This is a genomic window from Syntrophorhabdus sp., assembly GCA_012719415.1.
In the GTDB taxonomy this organism is placed as follows: Bacteria; Desulfobacterota; Syntrophorhabdia; order Syntrophorhabdales; family Syntrophorhabdaceae; genus Delta-02.
In genome coordinates this window covers 23,323-45,205 of sequence record JAAYAK010000072.1, presented here as the reverse complement: position 1 = coordinate 45,205, position 21,883 = coordinate 23,323, and the positions used below count along the sequence as shown (strand labels likewise).

At 56.7% G+C, this 21,883-nt stretch carries 20 protein-coding genes; 11 read left to right on the top strand and 9 right to left on the bottom strand.

From position 1 onward, the window contains the following. Window positions 1–83 precede the first annotated feature (83 nt). A complete protein-coding gene (locus tag GXX82_04530) occupies window positions 84–566 on the top strand; it encodes a TRAP transporter small permease (protein ID NLT22294.1) in 483 nt (160 codons plus the stop codon). A gap of 2 nt (window positions 567–568) precedes the next feature. Then, window positions 569–1,876, top strand: a complete 1,308-nt coding sequence (locus GXX82_04525; GenBank protein ID NLT22293.1) for a TRAP transporter large permease — start codon at window positions 569–571, stop codon at window positions 1,874–1,876. 51 nt (window positions 1,877–1,927) lie between these two features. Here the strand turns inward: GXX82_04525 and GXX82_04520 are convergent, their stop codons facing one another. Continuing rightward, complete coding sequence (locus tag GXX82_04520) at window positions 1,928–3,358, bottom strand: 4-hydroxybutyryl-CoA dehydratase (protein ID NLT22292.1); 1,431 nt, start codon at window positions 3,356–3,358, stop codon at window positions 1,928–1,930. Between the two features lie 44 nt (window positions 3,359–3,402). Beyond that, a complete protein-coding gene (locus tag GXX82_04515) occupies window positions 3,403–4,098 on the bottom strand; it encodes a GntR family transcriptional regulator (protein NLT22291.1) in 696 nt (231 codons plus the stop codon). 398 nt (window positions 4,099–4,496) lie between these two features. Here GXX82_04515 and GXX82_04510 point away from each other — a divergent pair, with 398 nt between their 5' ends. The 6 genes from GXX82_04510 (at window position 4,497) to GXX82_04485 (ending at window position 12,216) form a co-directional block, all read left to right on the top strand. Then, window positions 4,497–5,681, top strand: a complete 1,185-nt coding sequence (locus tag GXX82_04510) for a succinyl-CoA synthetase subunit beta (GenBank protein ID NLT22290.1) — start codon at window positions 4,497–4,499, stop codon at window positions 5,679–5,681. 43 nt (window positions 5,682–5,724) lie between these two features. Further along, window positions 5,725–6,597 carry a succinate--CoA ligase subunit alpha gene (sucD, locus tag GXX82_04505; GenBank protein NLT22289.1) on the top strand — a complete coding sequence of 291 codons (873 nt, stop codon included), beginning with the start codon at window positions 5,725–5,727 and terminating at the stop codon, window positions 6,595–6,597. 243 nt (window positions 6,598–6,840) lie between these two features. After that, window positions 6,841–9,525 carry a UPF0182 family protein gene (locus GXX82_04500; protein ID NLT22288.1) on the top strand — a complete coding sequence of 895 codons (2,685 nt, stop codon included), beginning with the start codon at window positions 6,841–6,843 and terminating at the stop codon, window positions 9,523–9,525. Window positions 9,526–9,685: 160 nt separating this feature from the next. After that, window positions 9,686–10,123, top strand: a complete 438-nt coding sequence (locus tag GXX82_04495) for a thioesterase (protein ID NLT22287.1) — start codon at window positions 9,686–9,688, stop codon at window positions 10,121–10,123. 85 nt (window positions 10,124–10,208) lie between these two features. Next, window positions 10,209–10,679 (top strand): GyrI-like domain-containing protein, encoded by a 471-nt coding sequence (locus GXX82_04490; GenBank protein ID NLT22286.1) that lies wholly within the window; start codon window positions 10,209–10,211, stop codon window positions 10,677–10,679. A gap of 328 nt (window positions 10,680–11,007) precedes the next feature. Then, a complete protein-coding gene (locus GXX82_04485) occupies window positions 11,008–12,216 on the top strand; it encodes an aminotransferase class I/II-fold pyridoxal phosphate-dependent enzyme (protein ID NLT22285.1) in 1,209 nt (402 codons plus the stop codon). 74 nt (window positions 12,217–12,290) lie between these two features. On the opposite strand, the gene GXX82_04480 is transcribed toward GXX82_04485, so the two are convergent. Next, on the bottom strand, window positions 12,291–13,118 hold the full coding sequence (locus GXX82_04480) for a formate/nitrite transporter family protein (GenBank protein ID NLT22284.1): 828 nt from the start codon (window positions 13,116–13,118) through the stop codon (window positions 12,291–12,293). 115 nt (window positions 13,119–13,233) lie between these two features. Continuing rightward, a complete protein-coding gene (locus tag GXX82_04475) occupies window positions 13,234–14,028 on the bottom strand; it encodes an alpha/beta hydrolase (protein NLT22283.1) in 795 nt (264 codons plus the stop codon). 302 nt (window positions 14,029–14,330) lie between these two features. Here GXX82_04475 and GXX82_04470 point away from each other — a divergent pair, with 302 nt between their 5' ends. The 3 genes from GXX82_04470 to GXX82_04460 are packed head-to-tail and all read left to right on the top strand — an operon-like array spanning window position 14,331 to window position 16,772. After that, on the top strand, window positions 14,331–14,531 hold the full coding sequence (locus GXX82_04470) for a cold-shock protein (protein NLT22282.1): 201 nt from the start codon (window positions 14,331–14,333) through the stop codon (window positions 14,529–14,531). Between the two features lie 53 nt (window positions 14,532–14,584). Then, window positions 14,585–16,405, top strand: coding sequence for a translational GTPase TypA (gene typA, locus GXX82_04465; protein ID NLT22281.1), 1,821 nt, complete (start codon window positions 14,585–14,587; stop codon window positions 16,403–16,405). Window positions 16,406–16,421: 16 nt separating this feature from the next. Continuing rightward, window positions 16,422–16,772, top strand: a complete 351-nt coding sequence (locus GXX82_04460) for an ArsC family transcriptional regulator (protein NLT22280.1) — start codon at window positions 16,422–16,424, stop codon at window positions 16,770–16,772. A 12-nt stretch (window positions 16,773–16,784) separates the two neighbouring features. Here GXX82_04460 and modC read toward each other — a convergent pair whose 3' ends face one another. The 5 genes from modC to GXX82_04435 form a co-directional block, all read right to left on the bottom strand. Beyond that, window positions 16,785–17,840 carry a molybdenum ABC transporter ATP-binding protein gene (gene modC, locus GXX82_04455; protein NLT22279.1) on the bottom strand — a complete coding sequence of 352 codons (1,056 nt, stop codon included), beginning with the start codon at window positions 17,838–17,840 and terminating at the stop codon, window positions 16,785–16,787. 1 nt (window position 17,841) lies between these two features. Continuing rightward, complete coding sequence (gene modB / locus GXX82_04450) at window positions 17,842–18,528, bottom strand: molybdate ABC transporter permease subunit (GenBank protein ID NLT22278.1); 687 nt, start codon at window positions 18,526–18,528, stop codon at window positions 17,842–17,844. 6 nt (window positions 18,529–18,534) lie between these two features. Beyond that, window positions 18,535–19,287: a molybdate ABC transporter substrate-binding protein gene (gene modA, locus GXX82_04445; protein ID NLT22277.1), complete on the bottom strand. Its 753-nt coding sequence runs from the start codon at window positions 19,285–19,287 to the stop codon at window positions 18,535–18,537. Between the two features lie 202 nt (window positions 19,288–19,489). Further along, entirely contained in the window at window positions 19,490–20,260 is a 771-nt protein-coding gene (locus GXX82_04440) for an NAD-dependent deacylase (protein ID NLT22276.1), read from the bottom strand. A gap of 72 nt (window positions 20,261–20,332) precedes the next feature. Beyond that, window positions 20,333–21,814 (bottom strand): cardiolipin synthase B, encoded by a 1,482-nt coding sequence (locus tag GXX82_04435; protein NLT22275.1) that lies wholly within the window; start codon window positions 21,812–21,814, stop codon window positions 20,333–20,335. Between the last annotated feature and the right edge of the window lie 69 nt (window positions 21,815–21,883).

Genomic DNA, 21,883 nt, shown 5'->3' with positions numbered 1-21,883 from the left:
GACTGGCAATCGTCCCGGCTTTATCAGTCCTCCGCTTGATGTATACCGTATACTTTTTGTTCGATGCTTGAAGGAGAATCACCATGCGCTACCTGGACACCTTCAACAACTTCTGCAACAAGGTTCTGCTTTTCCTCGGCGGCATATCGGTGCTAGCACTCATGCTGCTGGCCACGGGCAACGTCGTCCTGAGGGTATTTCACCTTCCCTTTCGGGGCACTTACGAGATCGTCTCCTTTCTCGGCGCGGTTGTGATCGCTTTCGCGCTCGGCTACACCCAAAAGCGCAAGGACCATATAGTCGTTGACATTCTTACCGAAAAGTTCCCTGAGCCTTTGAAGAACCTTATCGACAAGGTGGCCTATCTCGCGATCACGCTCTTCTTCGGCGTCGTGTCATGGCAGCTGTACGTGTGGGGGATGAAGATATGGGAGTCGAGCGAAGTATCGGAGACGTTGAAGATCGTCTTCCATCCTTATGTCTTCATGGTAGCCGTCGGCTTCGCGCTGCTGTCGTTCACGGCATTCATTGATTTTCTGAAGAAACTCTTTCACGAGGAGAACTAGGGATGGATGGACCTATCGTCGGCATCTACGGAATCATTATCATGTTCGCGACCCTTTTCCTTGTCAGGATACCTGCCGGCTTCACCATGGCGATCATCGGGTTTCTCGGTGTCGCTTACGTGACATCCTTTAAGGCAGCTTTCGGAATGATCGGCGCCGACATGTGGGGGATCTTCTCCAACTATGGGTTGACGGTTATTCCCATGTTCATCCTTGTAGGGGAGTTCGTACATTACGCGGGTTACAACAACGGCCTCTACAACGCGACCCACAAATGGTTCGGCCACTACAAGGGTGGTCTCGCGATCACGACGATCATGGCGTGCGCCGCCTTTTCCGCCATAAGCGGCAGTAACACGGCCACGGCCGCAACGATGAGCACCGTTGCAATCCCGGAGATGAAGAAGTACAACTACCATCCCATGCTCAACGCGGGCTCCGTGGCCGCGGGCGCAACACTGGGCGTTCTCATACCTCCCAGCATTGTCCTTGTCGTATACGGGCTATACACGGGCCAATCGATCGGGAAGCTCTTCTTTGGGAACGTCATTCCCAGCGCTATACTCACGGCTGCCATAGCCGCCACCGTCGGATACATCTGCTGGCGTCACCCCGACTGGGGGCCCAAGGCAAGCAGGAGTTCCTGGAGGGAACGTTTCCGGGCCCTCCCCGATATCGTCGATATCCTCATACTCTTCGGCATCATCATGTACGCCCTGTTCACGGGAGTGGTGACGGCCACCGAGGCCGCGGCGACGAGCTGCACCCTGGCGCTCATCATCTGCCTTATACGGCGCAAACTCCCCTGGGACGGGTTCATAAAGTCGATCGTCGACACCCTCAGGATCTCCTGTCTCGTGTTCATGATCGTGGCGGGCGCTGTCATATTCGGCCGGTTCATAACGGTCACCCGGCTCCCCTTCGAGATCGCGGGCTGGATCAGCGGGCTCGACCTGCCAAGCTGGGTGCTGCTGTGGTTGATAATCATATGCTATATAATAGGCGGCTGCGTCATGGACGCGCTGGCCTTCCTTCTCGTGTCCCTTCCCATATTCTATCCTCTCGTCACACAGTTGGGATACGACCCGATCTGGTTCGGTCAGGTCATAACCATCGTGACAACCATGGGTTCCATCATGCCGCCCATAGGGATATGCTGCTACGTTGTCGCGGGGATGGCCAAGGATATTCCCCTCGCATCCGTCTTCAGGGGGGCGTTCTACTACATTCCCGCCTACATAGTATCCATAATCCTGCTCATGCTGTCCCCGTACTGGACAGTACTCATACTCTCGAATCTTGTAAAATAGGAAAGGCCGGCATGTGCCGGCCTTTCATTCCTTTGTTCTGATGGATAACAGCTATTCGTCTATTCCTGCGAGCCGCCTGGCGGCCTTCTTCTTGTCGTTTATATTCGTTTCCCGGAAGATCGTGACCCTGTGAGCCTCGGGAGACCCGCCGCCGTGGATGTCGGAGATCGTGTCGGCGCTTTCGAGGGCCAGTTTCTCCGCCAGGCGGTACATTTTTATCCTCTTCTCGACGGGAACGCTGTCAACGCCCTTGAGATATTTCTTCAGCAAATCACCGATCTCAGGGTTCGAAAAATCTCTGTCCGAAGGCAGGTCGGCCACAAAACCGCCGCTGCAGTCTATCATGAGCCTTGTTGCTTCGGCCATCTCCTTGCCCTCGTGTATCTTGGAAGCATTGGCAAGGACCGTATCGATAAAGTAAGCACCGGAAGGCTGCTTCTTGCCTTCGTACGAGGAAGCGAGACAGCAACCGTAAAGGGTTTCGGCCCTGTGTATCATATCGATCACTTTCTGCTTGAGGTGGCTCACCTTGGAGGTGCCGTTGTAGTCCATCAGGGTGAGGGCGCAACCGACCATGCAGTCGATCTTGCCGGCCTTGCAGCCGCCGTGGCTTTGACGATGGAAGGATGAGAACTTCACCACCATATCGAGTGCGAATTCCGTTTCACCACACAGAAAAACCCTGTCCCATGGGACGAACACATCGTCAAATATCAGGGTCGGGCAATACTTTGAGTAATAGGCGTTGCCGATGTCACATCCGTCCAGTTCCCGCATGTCAAGGCTCGAACGGCCGACAACGTGGATAAGGCCCTTGGTATCGGCCGGCACCGCGAAGGCAAGGGCATAGTCCTTATCCTCTTTTGCCATGGCCCTGCTCGGCAGGACGATGATCTCGTGGGAGGACAGAGACCCGGTCTGATGGGCCTTTGCGCCACGGACAACTATGCCGTCCGCCCGTTTCTCCACCACGTGGATGAACATGTCCTTGTCAACCTGCTGATAGGGAAGCAGCGAACGGTCGCCCTTGACGTCGGTAACGCCGGCATTGGCGGTGAGATCGTTCTTCTGCATGTATTTCAGGAATTCCATGAACCTGGGATAGTATTCGGTGCCGTACTTCTTGTCAATGTCGTACGTGACTATGGCCAGGGTCGACAGGCAGTCGAGGCCGGTGCACCTCTGGTGGCAGGTTCCCACGTGATTCGCTATCTTACGGTTCACCTTCACGCGGGCGACAAGGTCTTCAGCGTTTCCCGGGGGAAGCGTAAAACGACTCACCGGTTCATTGATGAGCGGACTTGTCGTGATCATGAGATCGGGGTCAAGCTCCGCCATCTCGTACGTCGCGCCCGTCGCCTCGATGCCGGCGCGAAGACGGGGGTTGTCCACGATGTCCGTCAGCTTCTCTCCGAACATGTAGGCGGTCGGTTTGAGAGACCTCAATGATTCGATATATTCGTCTTTTGTCTTGATACCCATAAGCTATTGCCTCCTCTAGTTGAAATTCGATACGGCGCGTGTTCCTAGAATTCGGAACGTTCCTGTTCGGCGAGCATCTTGCGGACGCTCGACAGTACCTGGATCTTCACATTCGTGACGTGGTTCTTCAGCACCGCCTGCGCCCGGTCCATGCTCCTCAGCGCAACGGCGTCATATATTTCCTGATGTTCCTGGTCCGTCGCCACCAGCGATGACCTCGGCAGATCGCTGTACTTGAGAAAGAGAATGTCGAAGAGATTGTGGAGTATGCGTATCTGCGTCTCCTTCTTCGAAAGTGATGCCAGGGTCAGATGGAACTCCCTGTTCTTGAAGAGCCTCTCTTTCAGGTAGAAATCGCGTTCCGCGGAGAGATGCGCCTCAAGAGCGGCCTTGAGATCCGCCAGCCCCTTCTTGTCGATGTTCCGGACCGCGTCGGCCACCAGGGAAGGTTCGATGAGCTCCCGCAACTCGTAGATCTCCTCGATCTCCTTGAGACTGAAGGGAGACATGTAGAATCCCCTGTTCGGCTCATGACAGACGAACCCGAGGAGCTCAAGCCGTTTCAACGCCTGAATGATGGGCGTTGGGCTGAGGCCGAGCTTCTCCGCCAGGTCCCTGTAAGCGATCTTCTGACCCGGGACGAGTTCCCTGGTGTAGATCATCCGCCGAATGCCCTGGTACGCCACCTGACTGCTGTCTTCCGGTTGTTTGGTTGGTTGTTTCGTCTTTGTCTGTGCCATGCGTAACTTTACACAAATGAAATCAGAAATGCAATTAAATTTTCAAAAAAGAAAGGGGTGAAGGAAGGGGGGGGAGGAAAGGGGTGGGAGACAAGGGATTGAATAGGACCTATAGGAGAATAGGACCAATAGGACTTATAGGACGCTTAGGACTTATAGGACTGACGGAGCCGCCTGCGAACACCTCCAGACATCTCCTATGGGTCCTATGTGTCCTATAGGTCTTATATGTCCCATAGGTCTTATTCTCCTATAGGTCCTATTTCTTTTATTCATTTTCTGATAACATTCCTAATCAATTACATTGACTTCGAATACGATTGCTTCTATACTTGTCTGTTGCAGTTCCGGGTTGTGCCGGATTGCCATGAAGCCAAATCAACACAAAGGGATCCCATATGAGACTTCACGAATATGAAGCACTGGACATCTTTGAACAGAACCGCATTCCCGTTCCCCGCCGTGAGCTTGTCAGCGACATGCACGACGCGCTTCACGCCGCCGGTGAGATCGGGTATCCCGTCATCATCAAGGCACAGGTGCTCGTCGGCGGCCGGGGGCTTGCCGGAGGCATCAAGACGGCGTCGAACCCGGACGAGTTGAAAGAGGTGGCTGACGCGCTCTTCAATTCCGAGATCAAGGGGATGCCCGTCCGCAAAGCACTCCTGTGCCAGAAAGTGGATATCGCCAGGGAGCTGTACCTCGGCATCACCGTTGACGGTTATTCGGGCAAACCGGTCATTGTCGTCAGTACCGAGGGTGGTGTCCTTATCGAGGAGACGGCAAAGACATCACCGGAGAAGATAGCCGCCATCCACATCGAACCATCATTCGGTTATTATCCCTACCAGGCGCGGAGCCTCCTGAGGATGCTCGGCCTCGAGCAGAAGCTCATCACTCCCTGGAGCGAGATAATCGGCCAGCTTTACCATATAGCCACGCGGTACGAGGCCCTCATCGCCGAGATCAACCCCCTCGTCGTGTTATCGAACGGTGCCCTGATGGCCGTCGACGCCGTCCTGGAGGTCGACGACTCCGCCCTTTCGCGGATACGTTTTCCCCTGCCCGACCGCGTCGACCGCATCGAGAACCCCCTGGAGAGAAGAGGCAGGGAGATCGGCGTCACTTACGTTGACCTCGAGGGCGACATAGGTCTCATATCCTCGGGAGCTGGCCTGGGCATGGCCTCCATGGACATCATCGGCCAGAAGATGAGGCCTGCGAATTTCCTCGAAACCGGCGGAGGCATAACGGCGGACCTTCTGTACCGGTGTATGGAACTTATCATGATGAAGCCCGACCTGAGGGGCATATTCATAAATGTATACGGCGGCATCAACCCCATCCACGAGGGCGCGAAGGGCGTTATCCGCTACATGCAGGAGCACAACGTCAGGATCCCCGTTGTCGCCAAGGCGCTGGGCAACCGTCAGGAAGAAACGTGGGAGATATTCAAGTCCGGCGGTGTCCACGTCGTGACGGAAGCGGCTACGGAAAAGGCCGTGGAGGTTCTCTACAAGCTTGTCGGACCCGATAGGAAGAGCGGAACCGGGGGCACGAAGACCCGGGAAAAGCGCGTATGACCGCCATGCAGGCCACAGAAATGAAAGCATATGAGGTTTTCCTATGAGCATACTCATGAACGATTCCACACGTGTTATAGTACAGGGCATCACCGGCCGTATCGGAAGTGCCCAGACGCACTGGATGCTTGAATACGGCACACGCGTCGTAGGCGGCGTCACACCCGGGAAGGGCGGAACGTCAGTCGAGGGCGTGCCTGTCTTCAACAGCGTCCTCGAAGCCGTGAAGGAAACGGGGGCCAATGCTTCGGTGTTCTTTGTTCCCGCGGCCTTCGTCCTCGACGCCTTCCTCGAGACGATCGACGCCGGAGTGAAACTCATCGTCATCGTCCCCGAGCACATCCCCGTCAAGGACGTTCTGAAAATGCGCAGTTATGCAATGGAAAGGGGCGTTTTCGCCCTCGGCCCGACAACCCCGGGTATCCTTGTTCCCGGAATGGGTAAGATGGGCATCATGCCGGCATCTCTCTTCGCACCCGGGCGGGTGGGCATCATATCACGCAGCGGAACCCTTTCCTACGAGTTTGCCGGCATCCTGTCGGAGACCAATGTCGGGCAAAGCACCGTCGTGGGCATGGGCGCCGACCCCGTTGTCCTCAGAAACCTCGCGGACATCCTGGAGCTTTTCGAAAATGACAAGGACACGGACGCCGTCATCGTCGTCGGAGAGGTTGGCGGAGAGCAGGAAGAGAAGGCAGCAGGTTTCATTGCACGGAAAATGTCGAAACCTGTCGCGGCATACATAGCGGGCCGTTATTCGCCCCAGGGCAAGAAGATGGGCCATGCCGGAGCCATAGTGCGCGGCAGCGCCGGCACCCACGCGGGCAAACACGAGGCCCTCCGCTCTGCCGGGGTCGAGGTCCTCGAAAGCCCCATCGACGTAGCAAAATGGGCAAAAAAACACAAGCTGAAGTAGAGAAGACGGGTGATGGGTTATAGGTAACGGGTAATAGGAACGACATTGCCTGTAGTGTTAGGGTAGCGTACTTCCCTCACGGCCGGTTCTTCCTATTACCCATAACCTATTACCTATGACCCGGCCCTTATTGTCTGTTACCTATACACCTGTCTCTCTGTATCCCCCTTTACACACGAATCTGTTTCTATTCCGGTAGAATGATGGTAGTCTTTACACTTTAAAACGCTGGGGGAGACTATTATGGTAAAGAACCGGAAACGATTCATCCTGATCGCTTCTATCATCGTTCTTATTGCCGCGTTTTCGCGGCTTGTAAGTCTTTATGTCGACTGGCTCTTCTTCGTCGAAACGGGGTATCGCTTCGTGTTCTCCCGGGTCATTACGGTGGAACTCCTGTCGGGCCTCGCTTTCGGTATCTTCGCATTCCTCTTCATCTTCATCAATGTACGGCTTACGAACAAGGTCCGGTTCCCGACGGCGAGCATCTCCATCAACGGCTACACAACGGTTTCATTGAATACGGACAGGATAGTCGGGCTGTCTCGCCTCCTCGGTCTCCTGGTTGCCCTTTTCATCAGCGTCATCGGGGCACTGTGGGGGGCGAACCTTTGGGATCAGATCCTTTTCTTCATTAAAGCCGTCCCGACGGGGGTTTTCGACCCGATCTTCGAGAAGGATGTGGGTTTCTATCTCTTCAAACTGCCTCTGTATCAATCGCTGAGTGCCTTCCTGGGTTTCCTCCTTTTCATGTCCCTGCTCATCAGCGTCGTGAGTTACGCCATCAAACGCGGCTTTCACGTTAACCGCTTCGAATTGTTTGTGGCAAGAGAGATCCGGCTACACCTGGGCATTCTCGCCTCGCTGGTGCTCCTGAAGACCGCCTTCGGCTTCTGGTTGGACAGGTTCGATCTGCTCTACGCCCCCCACACCGTCATCACGGGAGCAGGCTACACCGACCTTCATGCAAAGCTTTTCGTCATAAATATCCTTGTGGTTTTGTGCGTAATTGCCGCGGCAGCCTTCATTCTCGCCTTTGCGAAGAGCAGGTTCAGATCCGCCTTTTACCCGGTCGGGGCTATTATCGCCGTCTACATCATCGGCATGGTCATCTATCCCAACCTGCTCCAGAACTTCAAGGTAACTCCCAATGAACTCGACCTGGAGAAACCCTTCATCGAGCACCACATAAAATTCACCCGTTACGGGTACGATCTCGAGAAGATCGATCTCAGGCCCTTTGACGTTGAGTACAATCTATCCGCAAATGATATCCGGAAGAACGATGCGACGATACGGAACATCAGGTTGTGGGACGAGAGCCCCCTCCTCAAAACCTTGGGACAACTCCAACAGATACGGACCTATTACAAGTTTACGAGCATCGAGAACGACCGGTACACGGTCGACGGCAAGTACCTGCAGGTGATGCTGTCCGCTCGGGAGCTCTCCTATGACGACCTCCCGAGCAAGTCATGGATCAATGAAAAATTGGTCTTCACCCATGGCAATGGCGTTTCTCTGGCGCATGTCGCCAGAATAACCCCTGAGGGTCTTCCGGAATTCATCATGAAGGACATCCCACCCAGTTCCATCACAAAGGATATCAAGGTGTCTACCCCCGAGATCTATTTCGGCGAGCTCACGAGGAGCTACGCCATCGCCAACACGCGAATCCCGGAGTTCAGCTACCCCACCTCGGAAGGGAATGTCTACAGCTCCTACAAGGGATCCGGTGGTGTGGCCTTCGATTCCTTTTTCAAGAGACTCATCTTCGCGGCCCACTTCAAGGACGCCAAGATAATGCTCTCATCCGACATCAAGACTGACAGCCGCATCCTTTATTATCGCAATATAACAGAGCGCATTCGAAGGGCGACGCCATTCCTTTCCCTGGATCAGGACCCCTACATGGTCATATCCGACTCGGGGAAGCTCTACTGGATGGTCGACGCCTACACGGTCTCGACGCATCTGCCCTATTCCCGGCGGCTACGCAACCGGGTCAACTACATGCGAAACTCCGTGAAGATAACCGTCGACGCGTACAACGGCGCGATCAGGTATTACCTGAGCGATCCCGACGACCCTATCGCGAAGGTGTACAGTGCTATGTTTCCGGGCCTCTTCCAGGACCTCGACACAATGCCTGAGGACCTGAGGAAACACATACGCTACCCCAAGGATATCTTCAAGACACAGGTAGCCCTGTACGCCACGTACCACATGAGCGACCCGAAAACGTTCTACAACAAGGAAGACCTCTGGGAGATACCTTCCTACGGGGATAAGTCGATGGATCCTTACTACCTGATCATGAAGATCCCCGGGGAGAAAAATGAGGAATATGTGCTTCTCGCCCCTTACACACCGGCAAAGAGGGATAACCTTGCGGCGTGGTTCGCGGCCCGGTGCGATACCCCCAACTACGGGAGACTCATTGTCTACACCTTTCCCCGGGACCGCCTTGTCTACGGTCCGAGACAGATCGACGCGCGCATCGATCAGGACTCCTACATATCCCAGCAGCTCACCCTGTGGGGACAGAGAGGGTCACAGGTCATACGGGGAAGCCTTCTCATCATTCCCGTGGAATCGGCCCTCATCTACATTCAGCCACTTTACCTCGCCGCCCAGGACAAGGGCGGCCTGCCGGAGCTCAGGCGGATCATCGTGGCCTATGAGAACAATGTCGTCATGGACCAGACGCTCGAAGGGGCGCTTCAAAAGGTATTCGGCGGCAAGGTCGCGACCCCTGCTTCGGCGCAAACAGGGGTAACACCCCGTCCGACAGGTGTCAAAGAACTGGCTGGAGAGGCCGCCAAAACCTTCGAGCGTATGATGCAGCTCCAGCGCCAGGGCGACTGGGCCGGTTACGGGGAACAAATGAAAAAGCTGGAAAGACTGTTGAAGGACATGAATAAATAGGAACGTTCAAAGGTTCAAGAGTTCAAAGGTTAAAGGGTAAGAGACAATACCTTTATCCAGCAAGGTCGGAGATACGGAGCAGAACCAGGGTTCCCTGCCGGTCTCTTGAACAACTTTTGAACCCTTGAACTCTTGAACGTTCTTTTTGGAGGAGGTTTGGATGCCGCGCATCAAGATTGAAGAACAGGCAAGTTACGAATTCACGTTCCCGGTGACGCTCTATCCCCGGGACATCAATTACGGGGGACACCTGGGGAATGATTCTCTCCTGGTGATCATCGGGAGCGCACGGGCAGAGATGTTCCATTCAATGGGCTTTGCCGAAGGAGACCTGGGCGACGGCAAGACGGGGATCATCATGTCCGATATGGTTGTGAACTACAGGTCCGAGGGATTCATCTTTGACAAGCTCGTGATCGATACCCACATCGGAGAGATACGCTCCGGGGGTTTTCGGGTATTTCACCGCGTGACGAACAAGGGCAAGCTTCTCGCGCTCGTGGAAACCGGTTTCGCGACCTTTAACCACTCGATACATCGCCTGGCCCATGTTCCCGAGGTCTTCGTAAAAACCCTTAAGGAATACCAGGGAAAATGAGTGTTCACAGCGGTGGTGCGAGACCACAGGCAGTAAGTGATCCCAACCGTTTCAGTGTGAAAGAAGAATACGAGGAGGTTCCCCGATGGAGTACAATTGTGAGATCAGCTCGATAGACCCGCACCCGGCGGTGACCATCAAGTCCCGGGTCAACGTTGAACAACTGTCCGATGTTTTCGCGTCCTCCTTCGAGTCCCTCGTGGAGTACCTCGAGGAGATGGGCGAGGATATTGCCGGACCACCCTTCGCCATTTACTACAACGTGGAGATGGAAGACCTCGATGTCGAAATGGGCCTGCCCGTCACCAAGGCCATCCCGGGAAAGGGAAATATAACGTCGCGCGAGATCGCTATCGAGAAGGCCGCATCTACCATCCACACCGGACCGTACGAGGAGATCGAATCGGCCTACCTGGCCCTCGCGGAATGGATGAACGACAACAACCACGAGCCACAGGGAACAAGCTACGAATTCTATCTCAACGACCCGGGGACCACGGTTCCTGAAGACCTTCAAACGGTGATCTTCATTCCCGTGAAGAAGACCGGCGCGTGAGGCAGGGAAAAATTTGATTGACAAGCTTTTCATGCTCCGATAAACTGACATAACTATGACGAAGATCGATACCAGAGCCTATTATTACTATTATTATTACGCGAAGGGGCACTCGTGTCGAACTTTCTCCTGACAGGGTAAGAAAGAAGGCCATGGGTGCAAAACCCATGGCCTTTTCGATCTTTAAGGGCCATGGACCGGATCCATGGCCCTTTTTTTATACGGGAAAAAGGGAGGGAATGATGAGAAACGAAAAAGAAACGTCACAAGCAGGGAGGAAGCAATGAAGAATCCGGAAGAACAGGAAGCAAGAAAGGAGGCGAGGATCATGGACATCCTGGAGAATGACAAGGGATCGTCATTCGCCGCCAGGTTCGATCCCGTTAAAGGGGGCGGCGCGAGGCGCCTCACCATGATACGGGAATCCTTCATACGCGAGATGACCCGCCTTGCCATCACACACAATGCGATCAACCTCTCCCAGGGTTTCCCCGATTTCGACCCGCCCCGTGAGGCCATCGAGGCGGCACACCGGGCCCTGGAGTCGGGAGGGAACCAGTACACCATCACCTGGGGGACCCCCGCGCTGAGACAGGCGATAGCCGCGAAGATGGAGAAGTGGTACGGGCTCAGTTTCGATCCCGATCAGCACGTGACGGTGACCTGCGGCGTCACCGAGGCCATCCTGGCAACGCTCATGGGGATCATCAACACCGGCGACGAGGTCATCGTCATCGAGCCCTATCACGAGGGATATCTCCCCGCCATAGTCTTTGCCGGGGGCGTGCCGAGATTCGTGCCTCTCGAAGCACCGGCCTATGCCCTTGACCTCGACATGCTTCGTGGTGCCTTCAACGATCGCACCCGTGCCATTCTCATCAACACCCCCCACAACCCCACGGGACACATCTTCACAAGGGAGGAACTGGAAGGCATCGCGGAACTGTGCCGGGAATTCAACGTTGTCGCCGTCACCGACGAGATCTACGAGCATATCATATACGACGGACATCCCCACATCCCCATCGCCACGATCCCCGGCATGGAGGAGCGAACTGTGACGATCAGCGGATTGGGAAAGACCTTCGCCATGACAGGCTGGCGGCTCGGCTATGCCTGCGCCCTCAATCCCCTGAGCACCATCTTGAGGACCGTTCACGATTTCATGACCATCTGCGCCCCGGCCCCGCTGCAGGCCGCCTGCGCCGCCGTTCTCGGGCTGCCCGATGAGTACTACGCCGGACTCCGTGGGGACTACACCCTCAGAAGGGACAAGATGATATCCATTCTGCAGAGGGCCGGTTTTTCCGCCCACTCGCCCGAGGGAGCGTTCTACGCCATGGCCGATTTCAGCGCCTGGGATTTTGACGGTGATGACTACTCCTTCGCCCGCTGGCTTCCCGCTAACCTGGGCGTCGCCGTTGTCCCCGGGTCATGCTTCTACGGTACAAAAGGGATGGGGAAGAAGACGGTTCGGTTTGCCTTTGCGAAGAGAATGGAAACCCTGGAGGCGGCTGAAGCCCGCCTGTGCAGTTAAGCAAGTGATAAGGTCTTTGATCTGCTGTAATCCCCGGGGCCCCTTCCAGGCCCCGGGGTCTTCGTTCAGTTTCGTCAGGTTGGAGCGATGGATGAAAGCTCTTTCTTGAAGGAAATGTAGTATACCGCCCCGATAAAGACAAACCCGCCCACGATGTTCCCGAGGGTCACGGGGATAAGGTTCCAGCCGATAAACTGTCCCCAGGTGACATTTGCTCCCAGCATGATCCCCGTGGGGATAAAGTACATGTTGGCGACACTGTGCTCAAACCCGGAGGCAACAAAGGCCATGATGGGGAACCATATGCCGAAGAACTTGCCTATCATGTTCTTCGATGAAAGGGCCAGAAGAATGGCCAGGTTGACAAGCAGGTTGCAGGCGATGCCCTTCATGAAGGCTGACCACAGACCCGCCCCGCCGTTCGCTATGTAGGGCAGCGTCTTGGCCTGCGCTATCGCGACGGCGTTCTGCCCGAAAGCGGTCAGCTCGGCGCCGCCGCCCTTGCTTAAGGGCCCGACGGACATCAGATAGGCCCAGAACAACGATCCGACAAAATTACCTATGTATACCCAGAACCAGGCGTTGATCACCTTCCCCCAGGTCGATTTGTTCTGAAACACGGCCATAGGAATGAGCATCGTGTCGCCGGTGAAGAGCGACATGCCCGTGAGAACGATCGCGATCAAGCCCACGGGGAAGACCGCGCCCGCTATCATCGATTTGAATCCCACTCCCATGGAGTTCTCGAGCCCCGTTCCGCACACCGTGGCAAGAGCCCCTCCGACTGCGATAAAGAGACCTGCCATAAAACTGCGCACAAGATAATTGCCGGGTGTGAGATTAGCCTTGTACTTGCCAGCATCGCCAGCCAACTGGACGATTTCCACAGGTTTGTTCGCCATAGTCCCTCCTTTTTTTGACTTGCCTCATCCCTCTGTTGCGTTACTGAATCTCAATTGTTGTTTTTCTAAGAAAACCACAAGAAGGAGACAGATATCAAGAGATTATTTTCATGGGTCAGCATATTCTTCGAGTGAACGTTTCAATAGCGTCCATGTAAGCCTTAAGCCCGAGCATCATGATGTCGTTGTGACCGGCCCGGGGAATGAAAAGAGAGGACTTCCGGACGGCTCCCGACAGCTCGTACAACGCCCTTCCTTCTGAAGCGGGGATGATCTCGTCCCATTCGCCGTGGATAATGAGCGTGGGGATCTTCACGTCTTTTATCTTCAGATGATTGCCGAATCCGACAGGGGCCTCGTCATCAAACAGGTGTTCCACCCCCAGCCGTGCCACCTGGTTCGCGGCACTCGCAAATCCGCTCTCCACGACGAGTCCGCGGAGCTCCGCCTGGTAATGACAGGCGAGTTCTATGGCCGCGGCGCTTCCGAGAGACCGACCCATGACGAAGGGGCTTCCCGTGAGACCGTTCTCGCCGACATACTTCACGAAATCACGGAAGATGGGATGGGCATCCTTTATCATGGCCGTGCATGTGGGACTCCCGTCGCTTCCTCCGTAACCGCGGTAATCGGCAACGAAAAGGTTCAATCCCCTTTCGGCATACACCGGCGCGACATAGTCGTAGTCGGACGCGACCTCTCCATTGCCGTGGAAATACAGAATGTTCGGCCCGTCCTGCCGCGCAGGATAGCACCGGCAGCAGATCGAAATACCTTCCGCCACCTTCACGAAGCGGTTGAACGCCCTCGGTCTTTCCGAATCGGCGGCGACGTCGCGACGGGGAAAGAAAAGCCGATAAAGGATCTCCGGGCGGTCATAAGACCGAAGCCCCCTGTCAAGGTCTATCATACGCTCCCTCCTTTTCAGGCTCACGGCCGCCTTACGAGTGCCGGCCACCCGCCTCTGCTCATATCTAGATTACGGGAATTCGTTCTTCCATATCAAGGAAGAAAACCCCCGGTCGCCCTTTCTTTTTCGGTCCTGGTGAGAATATTTCTTGCACTCCCCTGATTTTTGTGCGATAATCGACCCGGAGCATAGGAAGGAACAAGCTGTTCGTCACAAACGCAGGAATTACTCATTTTTGTTGTCTGTCCCATAGCGCAGTTCCTTTTCTTCCACATTTCAATATCTTTTAGGAGGTTTGTAGCATGGCCAAGGGAACTGTTAAATGGTTCAACGAGTCAAAAGGTTTCGGTTTCATCACAGGTGATGACGGCACTGACGTGTTCGTCCATTACTCAGCCATTCAGGGCAACGGTTTCAAGTCCCTGAGCGAAGGTGAGCAGGTTACCTTCGATGTGGTCAATGGCCCCAAGGGTCCGGCCGCATCCAACGTAGCAAAGGCGTAAACCACCCGATGCAGGCCCGGCGACAGTCGGGCCTGCCTTCGATTCCCACCCCGATGGAACAAAATAGGATCAGGAATATAGCGATCATCGCCCACGTCGACCATGGGAAGACCACGCTTGTGGACCAGTTCTTCAGGCAAAGTGGGATGTTCCGCGACAACGAGATCGTCGAGGAGAGGCTCATGGACTCCATGGACCTCGAACGGGAACGGGGCATCACAATATCGTCAAAGAACGGTTCCTTTGCGTACAAGGACTTCTTCATCAATATCATCGACACCCCGGGACACGCCGATTTCGGGGGCCAGGTGGAGCGGGTCCTCAAGATGGCCGACGGCGTCCTCCTTCTCGTCGATGCTGCGGAAGGACCGATGCCCCAGACAAGGTTCGTCCTCAAGAAGGCCCTGAATCTCAAACTGCCCGTTATCGTCGTCGTCAACAAGATCGACAAGCCTGCCGCACGGTGCGACTGGGTCGTCGATCAGGTCTTCGACCTTTTCGTCAAGCTCGATGCGCCCGACGACATCCTCGATTTCCCCATCATTTACACATCGGCGAAGGCCGGCTACGCCACACTCGACCACACGCAGGCGGGCGGCTCGATGATACCCCTCTTTGACATGATCGTCGATTCGGTGCCTCCGCCCACAGGAAACCCCGACGCCTCCCTGCAGATGCTCGTGAGTTCCCTGTCCTATTCCCCCTTTCTTGGAAGACTGGCGATCGGGAAGATCACCTCGGGTGTTCTCAACCTCAACAAGGACGTCATAGTGGCCACGGAAGGCGTACCTTCCGCGCCGGCCCGGATAACGAAAGTCTACCGCTTCAAGGGCAGCGGCATGGAAGAAACGCAGATAGCCGGCACCGGCGAGATAGTCGCCGTCGCGGGAATGGATTCCATAACCATCGGTGAGACCTTGACGGACCCGGAAAACCCGGCGCCTCTTCCCGGCATCGATATCGACCCCCCGACGATATCGATGAACTTCATCCCTAACGATTCCCCCTTTGCCGGACAGGAGGGCCGGTTCCTCACGTCGCGCCACATCAGGGAGAGGCTCATGCGGGAAACCCTTTCCGACGTCGCCCTCGTCGTCGAGGAGCTTTCCGATTCCATCGGGTACAAGGTCTCGGGCCGGGGCGAGCTTCACCTGTCCATACTCATCGAGAAGATGCGCAGGGAGGGATATGAATTCCAGGTCACCCGCCCGAAGGTCATCTTCAGGGAAAGTGACGATGGCGTCCTTGAACCCTACGAGGAACTGACCATCGACGTCGACGAGGAGTACTCCGGCAATGTGATCGAGAACCTCGGACCGCGCAAGGGCCAGATGGTCCACATGCACCAGGACAGAGGCATGGTGAGACTGAGCTATCGCATCCCCACCCGGGGCCTCATCGGCTTCCGCTCCCAGTTCCTGACGGAAACGAAGGGCACGGGCACCATGAACTACATCTTCGACGGCTACGACCGGTACGCCGGCGAGATGAAGAACCGCAACAACGGGGTCCTCGTGGTCATGGAGGAGTGCACCACCGTGGCCTATGCCCTCTTCAACCTCCAGGAGCGGGGTGAGCTCTTCCTCGGCCCCGGTGAACGGGTCTACGGAGGCCAGATCATCGGTGAACATACCCGCGAGATAGACCTCGTCATAAACCCCGCCAAGGGCAAAAAGCTGACGAACATGCGGGCCGCAGGCTCCGACGACGCCGTCATCCTAACGCCCCCCCGGTACATGAGCCTCGAAGACTGCATCTCCTATATCAACGAAGATGAACTCGTGGAGATCACACCAAAGTCCATCAGGCTGCGCAAGACCATCCTCGACGGGCTCCAGCGCAAGAGATCGAAGATAGCCGGCCAGAAGGTCTGATAGACCCCATCACGCCATGAACATCCAGATCTTCGGCACCTCCAAATGCCAGGACACGCGAAAGGCACAGCGTTTCTTCAAGGAACGTGGCATCCCCTTTCAGTACATCGACCTGACGGTGAAGGGTCTCAGCAAGGGCGAACTCAACAGCATCAAGGCCGCCGTGGGCATCGAGAACCTCATGGACACGCAGGGGCAACGCTACACCCGGCGAAACCTCAAATACCTCACCCATGACCCGCAGGAAGAACTGCTCAGCGACCCTCTCCTCCTCAAGACACCCATTGTCCGCAACGGCCCGAGGGCGACCATCGGCTACGCGCCCGAAGTATGGAAGGAATGGATCTCTAAAAAGGATCACCCGTAATACCAGGAAGATCTAACCCAACTGCCGAAAGGCGGTTGCCTTGATGGCGGCGTATATCTCCGTTCCTTCTCTTATGTCCAGCTCCCGGAGCGTTCTTTTCACGACCAGCGCCACAAGCCTCTCGTCTCCGCATTCCAGTCCAACACCTATTCTGCCACCGGCATTGAATATCTCCGACACCCGGCATCGCAGGAGATTGCGCGCGCTGATGGCCTCGGGGTGGCGCTTGAAGAGCATGATGTCCGCGGAAGAGACCTCGAAGAGGGCCTCCTCGGCCCCGCTCACCCCGGAGATGAGCAGTTCGCCCTCTCCCCACGGATAGCCATACATGTCGTCGACGCGCCGCGGCCCTTTGAGCCGTATCAGGTTCATGTAAGCAGACGCGTAGTCTCCGGTCGCATCCCGCGCCAACTGTTCTCCGGTCGTCTGTGCCTCAACCCGGCCGGCGGTCACGCACAGCACCCGGTCTGTCATGACCCTCATCTCCGTCAGCGAGTGGGAGATGAAGAGGTAAGGTATCGTGAAGGTTTCACAGACGTTTTTCAAGAAAGGGATTATCTGGAACTTGAGGCTGTCGTCCAGGGCGGAGAGAGGTTCGTCCATCGCCAGCATGCGGGGGTTCGAAAGCACGGCCCGGCCGATCGCCACCCTCTGTTTCTCCCCGCCCGAGAGATTCTTCACTCCCCGATCCAGGAGATGGCCGATCTGCAGGACCTCCACCACGTGGTCCAGGGTTATCCTCCGGTGCCGGTGAGAACAGCGCCTGAAACCGTAAAGAAGGTTTCCTTTCACGCTCAAATGGGGAAACAGGTGGGGCCGCTGGAAGACCATCCCTATACGCCTGTGTTCCACGGGAACATTGACCCCCCTCTCGCGGTCGAAGATCGGCTCACCGTCGATCACGACAATACCGCGGTCGGGATGGAGCAACCCGGTAATAAGACCCACCAGGGTGGACTTGCCTCCCCCGGAGGGTCCGAAGATGCCTATTCTCTCCCCCTCAATGGTGAAGTCCACGTCGAGGGAAAAGGTGCCAAGCTGTTTATGCGCTGCGACCCGGAGTTCCATGTCAGTCCGCCCTGACCATCCTTCTGCTCAACCATTCATGAAAAACGAGTACGACAACGGAGATGGAAATGGACACGAGGCAAAGCGCCATGGCCATGACATCACCCCCCGGTGAGCTGACATAGTCGTAGATGGCAAGGGGAATGGTCTGGGTGACGCCGGGGATGTTCCCGGCCACGATGATGGTAGCGCCGAACTCGCCCAGCCCCCGGGCGAACATGAGGATAGATCCGGCGATGATCCCCCGAACCGAAAGGGGTACGATAACAGTCATCACCGTGTCGAACCACCTGGCCCCCAGAGTGCGGGAAGCCTCGACAAGCCTCCGGTCGATCGTCTCCATGCCGGTCCGTATGGACCTTACCATGAGGGGAAAACCCACCACCGCCGTGCCAATAACCGCAGCCTTCCAGGTAAAGATCAGCTTAATTCCCAGGGGCTGCAGCAGCCACTTCCCTATGGGCCCCTGCTGCCCCAGAAGAAGGAGCAAAAGATATCCCACCACGACGGGCGGCAGCGTGAGGGGCAGATTCACAATTACATCAAGGCCGACCTTTCCCGGAAACCTTCTGAAGGTCATGAGATAGGCCACGGCGAACCCGAAAGGCAGAGAGACAAGGGTCGCGACCACCGCCACCTTGAGGGAAAGCAGGATCGCGAGGTAGTCCGAATGGCTGAAAAGGGGCATGCAAGGCTATTCTACTATAAAACCATGCTTCGCAAGTATCTTTTTCCCTTCCGCGGACTGCGCGAACTTGAAATACGCGACGGCCTCGGGCTTCTTCGCCCCCGCCGCCGTGACTCCCAGCGGATAGGTCACCTTCGGATAGAGTCCCTGGGGCACGATGAAGAGGATCTTCACGTTCTTCGCCATCTGCTCGGCATCCGTCTTGTAGACGAAGGCGCCTGTCACCTCGCCCCTGTCCGCGTACATCAGACATTCCCGAACATCCTTGCCCATCACGAGCTTGCCTTCCAGCTGTTTTTCGATTCCCGCCTTCTTGATGGCCTGAACGGCATAGTCGCCCGCCGGGACACTCTTGGGGCTTCCCACGGCGATCCTCTCCAGCTTGACCAGGTCCTGCATTGTCTTTGCCTTGAGATCCGGTTTCCCCACGAAAACAAGGACATTGTAGGCGACGACGGTGGTGTACCTCTTGTCTATCAGACCCTTTTCGACGAGGAAGTCCATCCACTTCACGTTGGCCGAAAAGAACACGTCCGCCGGGGCGCCGGTTTCTATCTGCTTCGCGAGGGCCCCCGACGCGGCGAAATTGTTCTGGATCCTGACATCCGGGCTCTTCGCGGAAAAGGCACTTCCAAGCTCCGTAACTGCCTCGCGCAGGCTTGCGGCCGCAGAGATGCTGAGGTCGCCTGCATGGACGGGCACAACACACAGCATGACGGCTGCCAGGACCAGGAACAGACTGCCAACAATCTTCCTCATGGTTACATTCCTCCTTTGTCTATCTGTCTCGTAGCACTCGTTATATACCTCATTATACAATGAGTTCCGGAGAGAATCAAGACCTTGCCCATCAACGCGATGGAGGCACCATGACAGCCCAGGACGAATGAAAGAATGGGCGGTCAGAAAATGCCAATCTCTGACCGCTTCGACGAAACCCGGAGAGGCTCTTGCTCAGGCCTTATACCCGGCCTTCCTTCACCTCTTGCAGTATCGATTCCATGATCTGCCCGGCCGGGCCGTTCAGTATGACGTTGGCCATTTTGTCGCAAGGGGTTGCGTCGCGGTTGATTATCACGAGCTTCGCCCCCGACCGTTTCGCCTCGACGGGCATCTGCGCCGCCGGATAGACAACGAGCGACGAACCTATCACGATGAAAAGATCGCAGGCGGCAGACCGCCGGAACGCTTCAGCCGTTTCCCTCTCGGGCATGCTCTGCCCGAAGGAGATCGTGGCCGGTTTCAGGGGCCCCCCGCAGGAATCGCATCTCGGCGCCCTGTCTCCCGCGGCGATCCTTTCCTGGATGGGATCCCTCTCATACCGCCTGTGACAGTCGAGGCAGGCCACATGCATCGCGGTGCCGTGGAGTTCGAAGACTTTCGCCTCCGAGTTCCCCGCCTTGAAGTGGAGGCCGTCGATGTTCTGCGTGATGAGGCAGTCGAGCTTGCCGAGCCTCTCAAGCTCGGCGATGGCCAGGTGCCCGGCGTTGGGCTTCGCGTCCCTCATTGCTTCATACATCTCCGTTGCCATCTGCCAGTATTTCTCCCGTGATGATTCCCGGGAAAGAAAATTATGGAAATCGAAATCGGCCGGGTCGTACTTGTCCCAGACACCTCCCGGGCTCCGGAAATCGGGTATCCCCGATTCAGTGCTCAGTCCGGCACCCACGAAGATGACAATGTTTTTCGCCTCCGTGATCAGTCGCGCCACCTCGCGAATTTTCTCTTCCATGCTCTCGCTCCTTTCCTTTCTCACGTTCCCCGCTTCCCGCTCACACAAGGCTATTACGAGCCGCCGCGGGAATCAATGCCTTCTTTTCCGCCTGCCTTCCCGGTAGAGCCTCCAGCTTCTGTAGATGAGTCCCGCCGCCAGCCACGCGCAGATTACCATGAGCGGGTATGCGAGCACGCGGGGAAAGAAACCAAGGATGACAGCCAGCACCGCGAAGATAACACCGGCGAAGATCATCAGGCGCGCCTCCACCGGCTCGAGTACCCTCCTGTCGGTGAAGGCGGCCCCCACGGCGTTACCGATGCGGACCGCGCCCGCCACGGCCCGCCCGAGGCTCCCTCCCCCGCCGGACGCGGCGGCCCTCCGGTACGCCCTGCGCGGCGCCCGTAGCTTGTGCCTCTCATCAAGGACTATCTCGGTTGCGTTAGTAAGGTCCCGGAGGTACATCTCTTCCATCTCACCGGCGAAGGAGACATCCTCGACGACGAGGTCCAGCTCGCAATTGCCGAACCAGCTGGCGATATTGAGGTTCGTCGAACCGACACGCGCCCACGAACCGTCCGCGACCGCCGTCTTCGCGTGGAGCATGGGGCCCTTCCATTCGAAAACGCGCACGCCCGCTTCGAGGAGCGGCCGGTAACCTGCCCGTGACAATGGTCGCAGAAGGAGGATGTCCGTCGCATTGGGCACAATGAGGCGGACATCGACACCATCCCTCGCCGCCGCCTTCAGGGCCTCAACGTAGGTGGACAGCCCTGCGTAGTAGGCATCGGTCAGCCAGAGCCTCTTTGTTGCGAGGGTGGCCACAAGCTGATCGAGCCTCAGCACGCTCGCCATGGCCGGCACACCTGCCACAACCCTCAGTCTCATATCGCCGGCCCGATCGATCTCATCGGCACCGGGGAGCTCACTTTCGGGGACGGGTTCGCCCATCATTGCCCAGACCTCGGCGAATGCCCGTTCTATATCGGCCACCGCAGGCCCGCATACCTCCACGCCGGTGTCTCGCCAGGGCTCGATCCCCCGTTCCGGGGCGCCCTCCCACTTTCTGCCCACGCACAGGCCGGAAACGAACCCTATCTTTCCGTCGACGGCAAGCATCTTCCTGTGGTCCCGCGAGAGCCAGCCGAAGGGGCTGCTGAAGCGCGGGGGATTGTAGCAGCGCACTTCCACGCCACCCGTCTTGAGGTCATTCCAGAACCGCCGGGATGCCTTGCCGAGACCGCCCATCCAGTCGCGGATGAGCCGCACCCGCACGCCTTCGCGCGCCTTCGCGATCAGGGCATCGGCAAATCTCCGCCCCGTATCGTCCTCATAGATGATGTAGCTCTCGAAATGGATGTGCTGTGTCGCGGCTCCGATAGCCTCGAGCCATGCCGGGTAGTTCTCGCCGGCATCCTTCAGAAGACGGACACGGTTCCCGTCGATGAGGGGCGCGCCGGCGGCACGCGAGAAGGCGTGGTCGGCGCGCTCGTCCATCCGGGCCAGCGAGTCCTGGCCGCAGGCGTCACCCCGAATCGAAAAACCACGGTCTTCTTGATCTTCGGCATACATGGACAGGCGCAAAGGTACAGCTGCTTTTCGTTCCAGGCCCAAGGGGCCATATGCCTATCGTAGTCCATA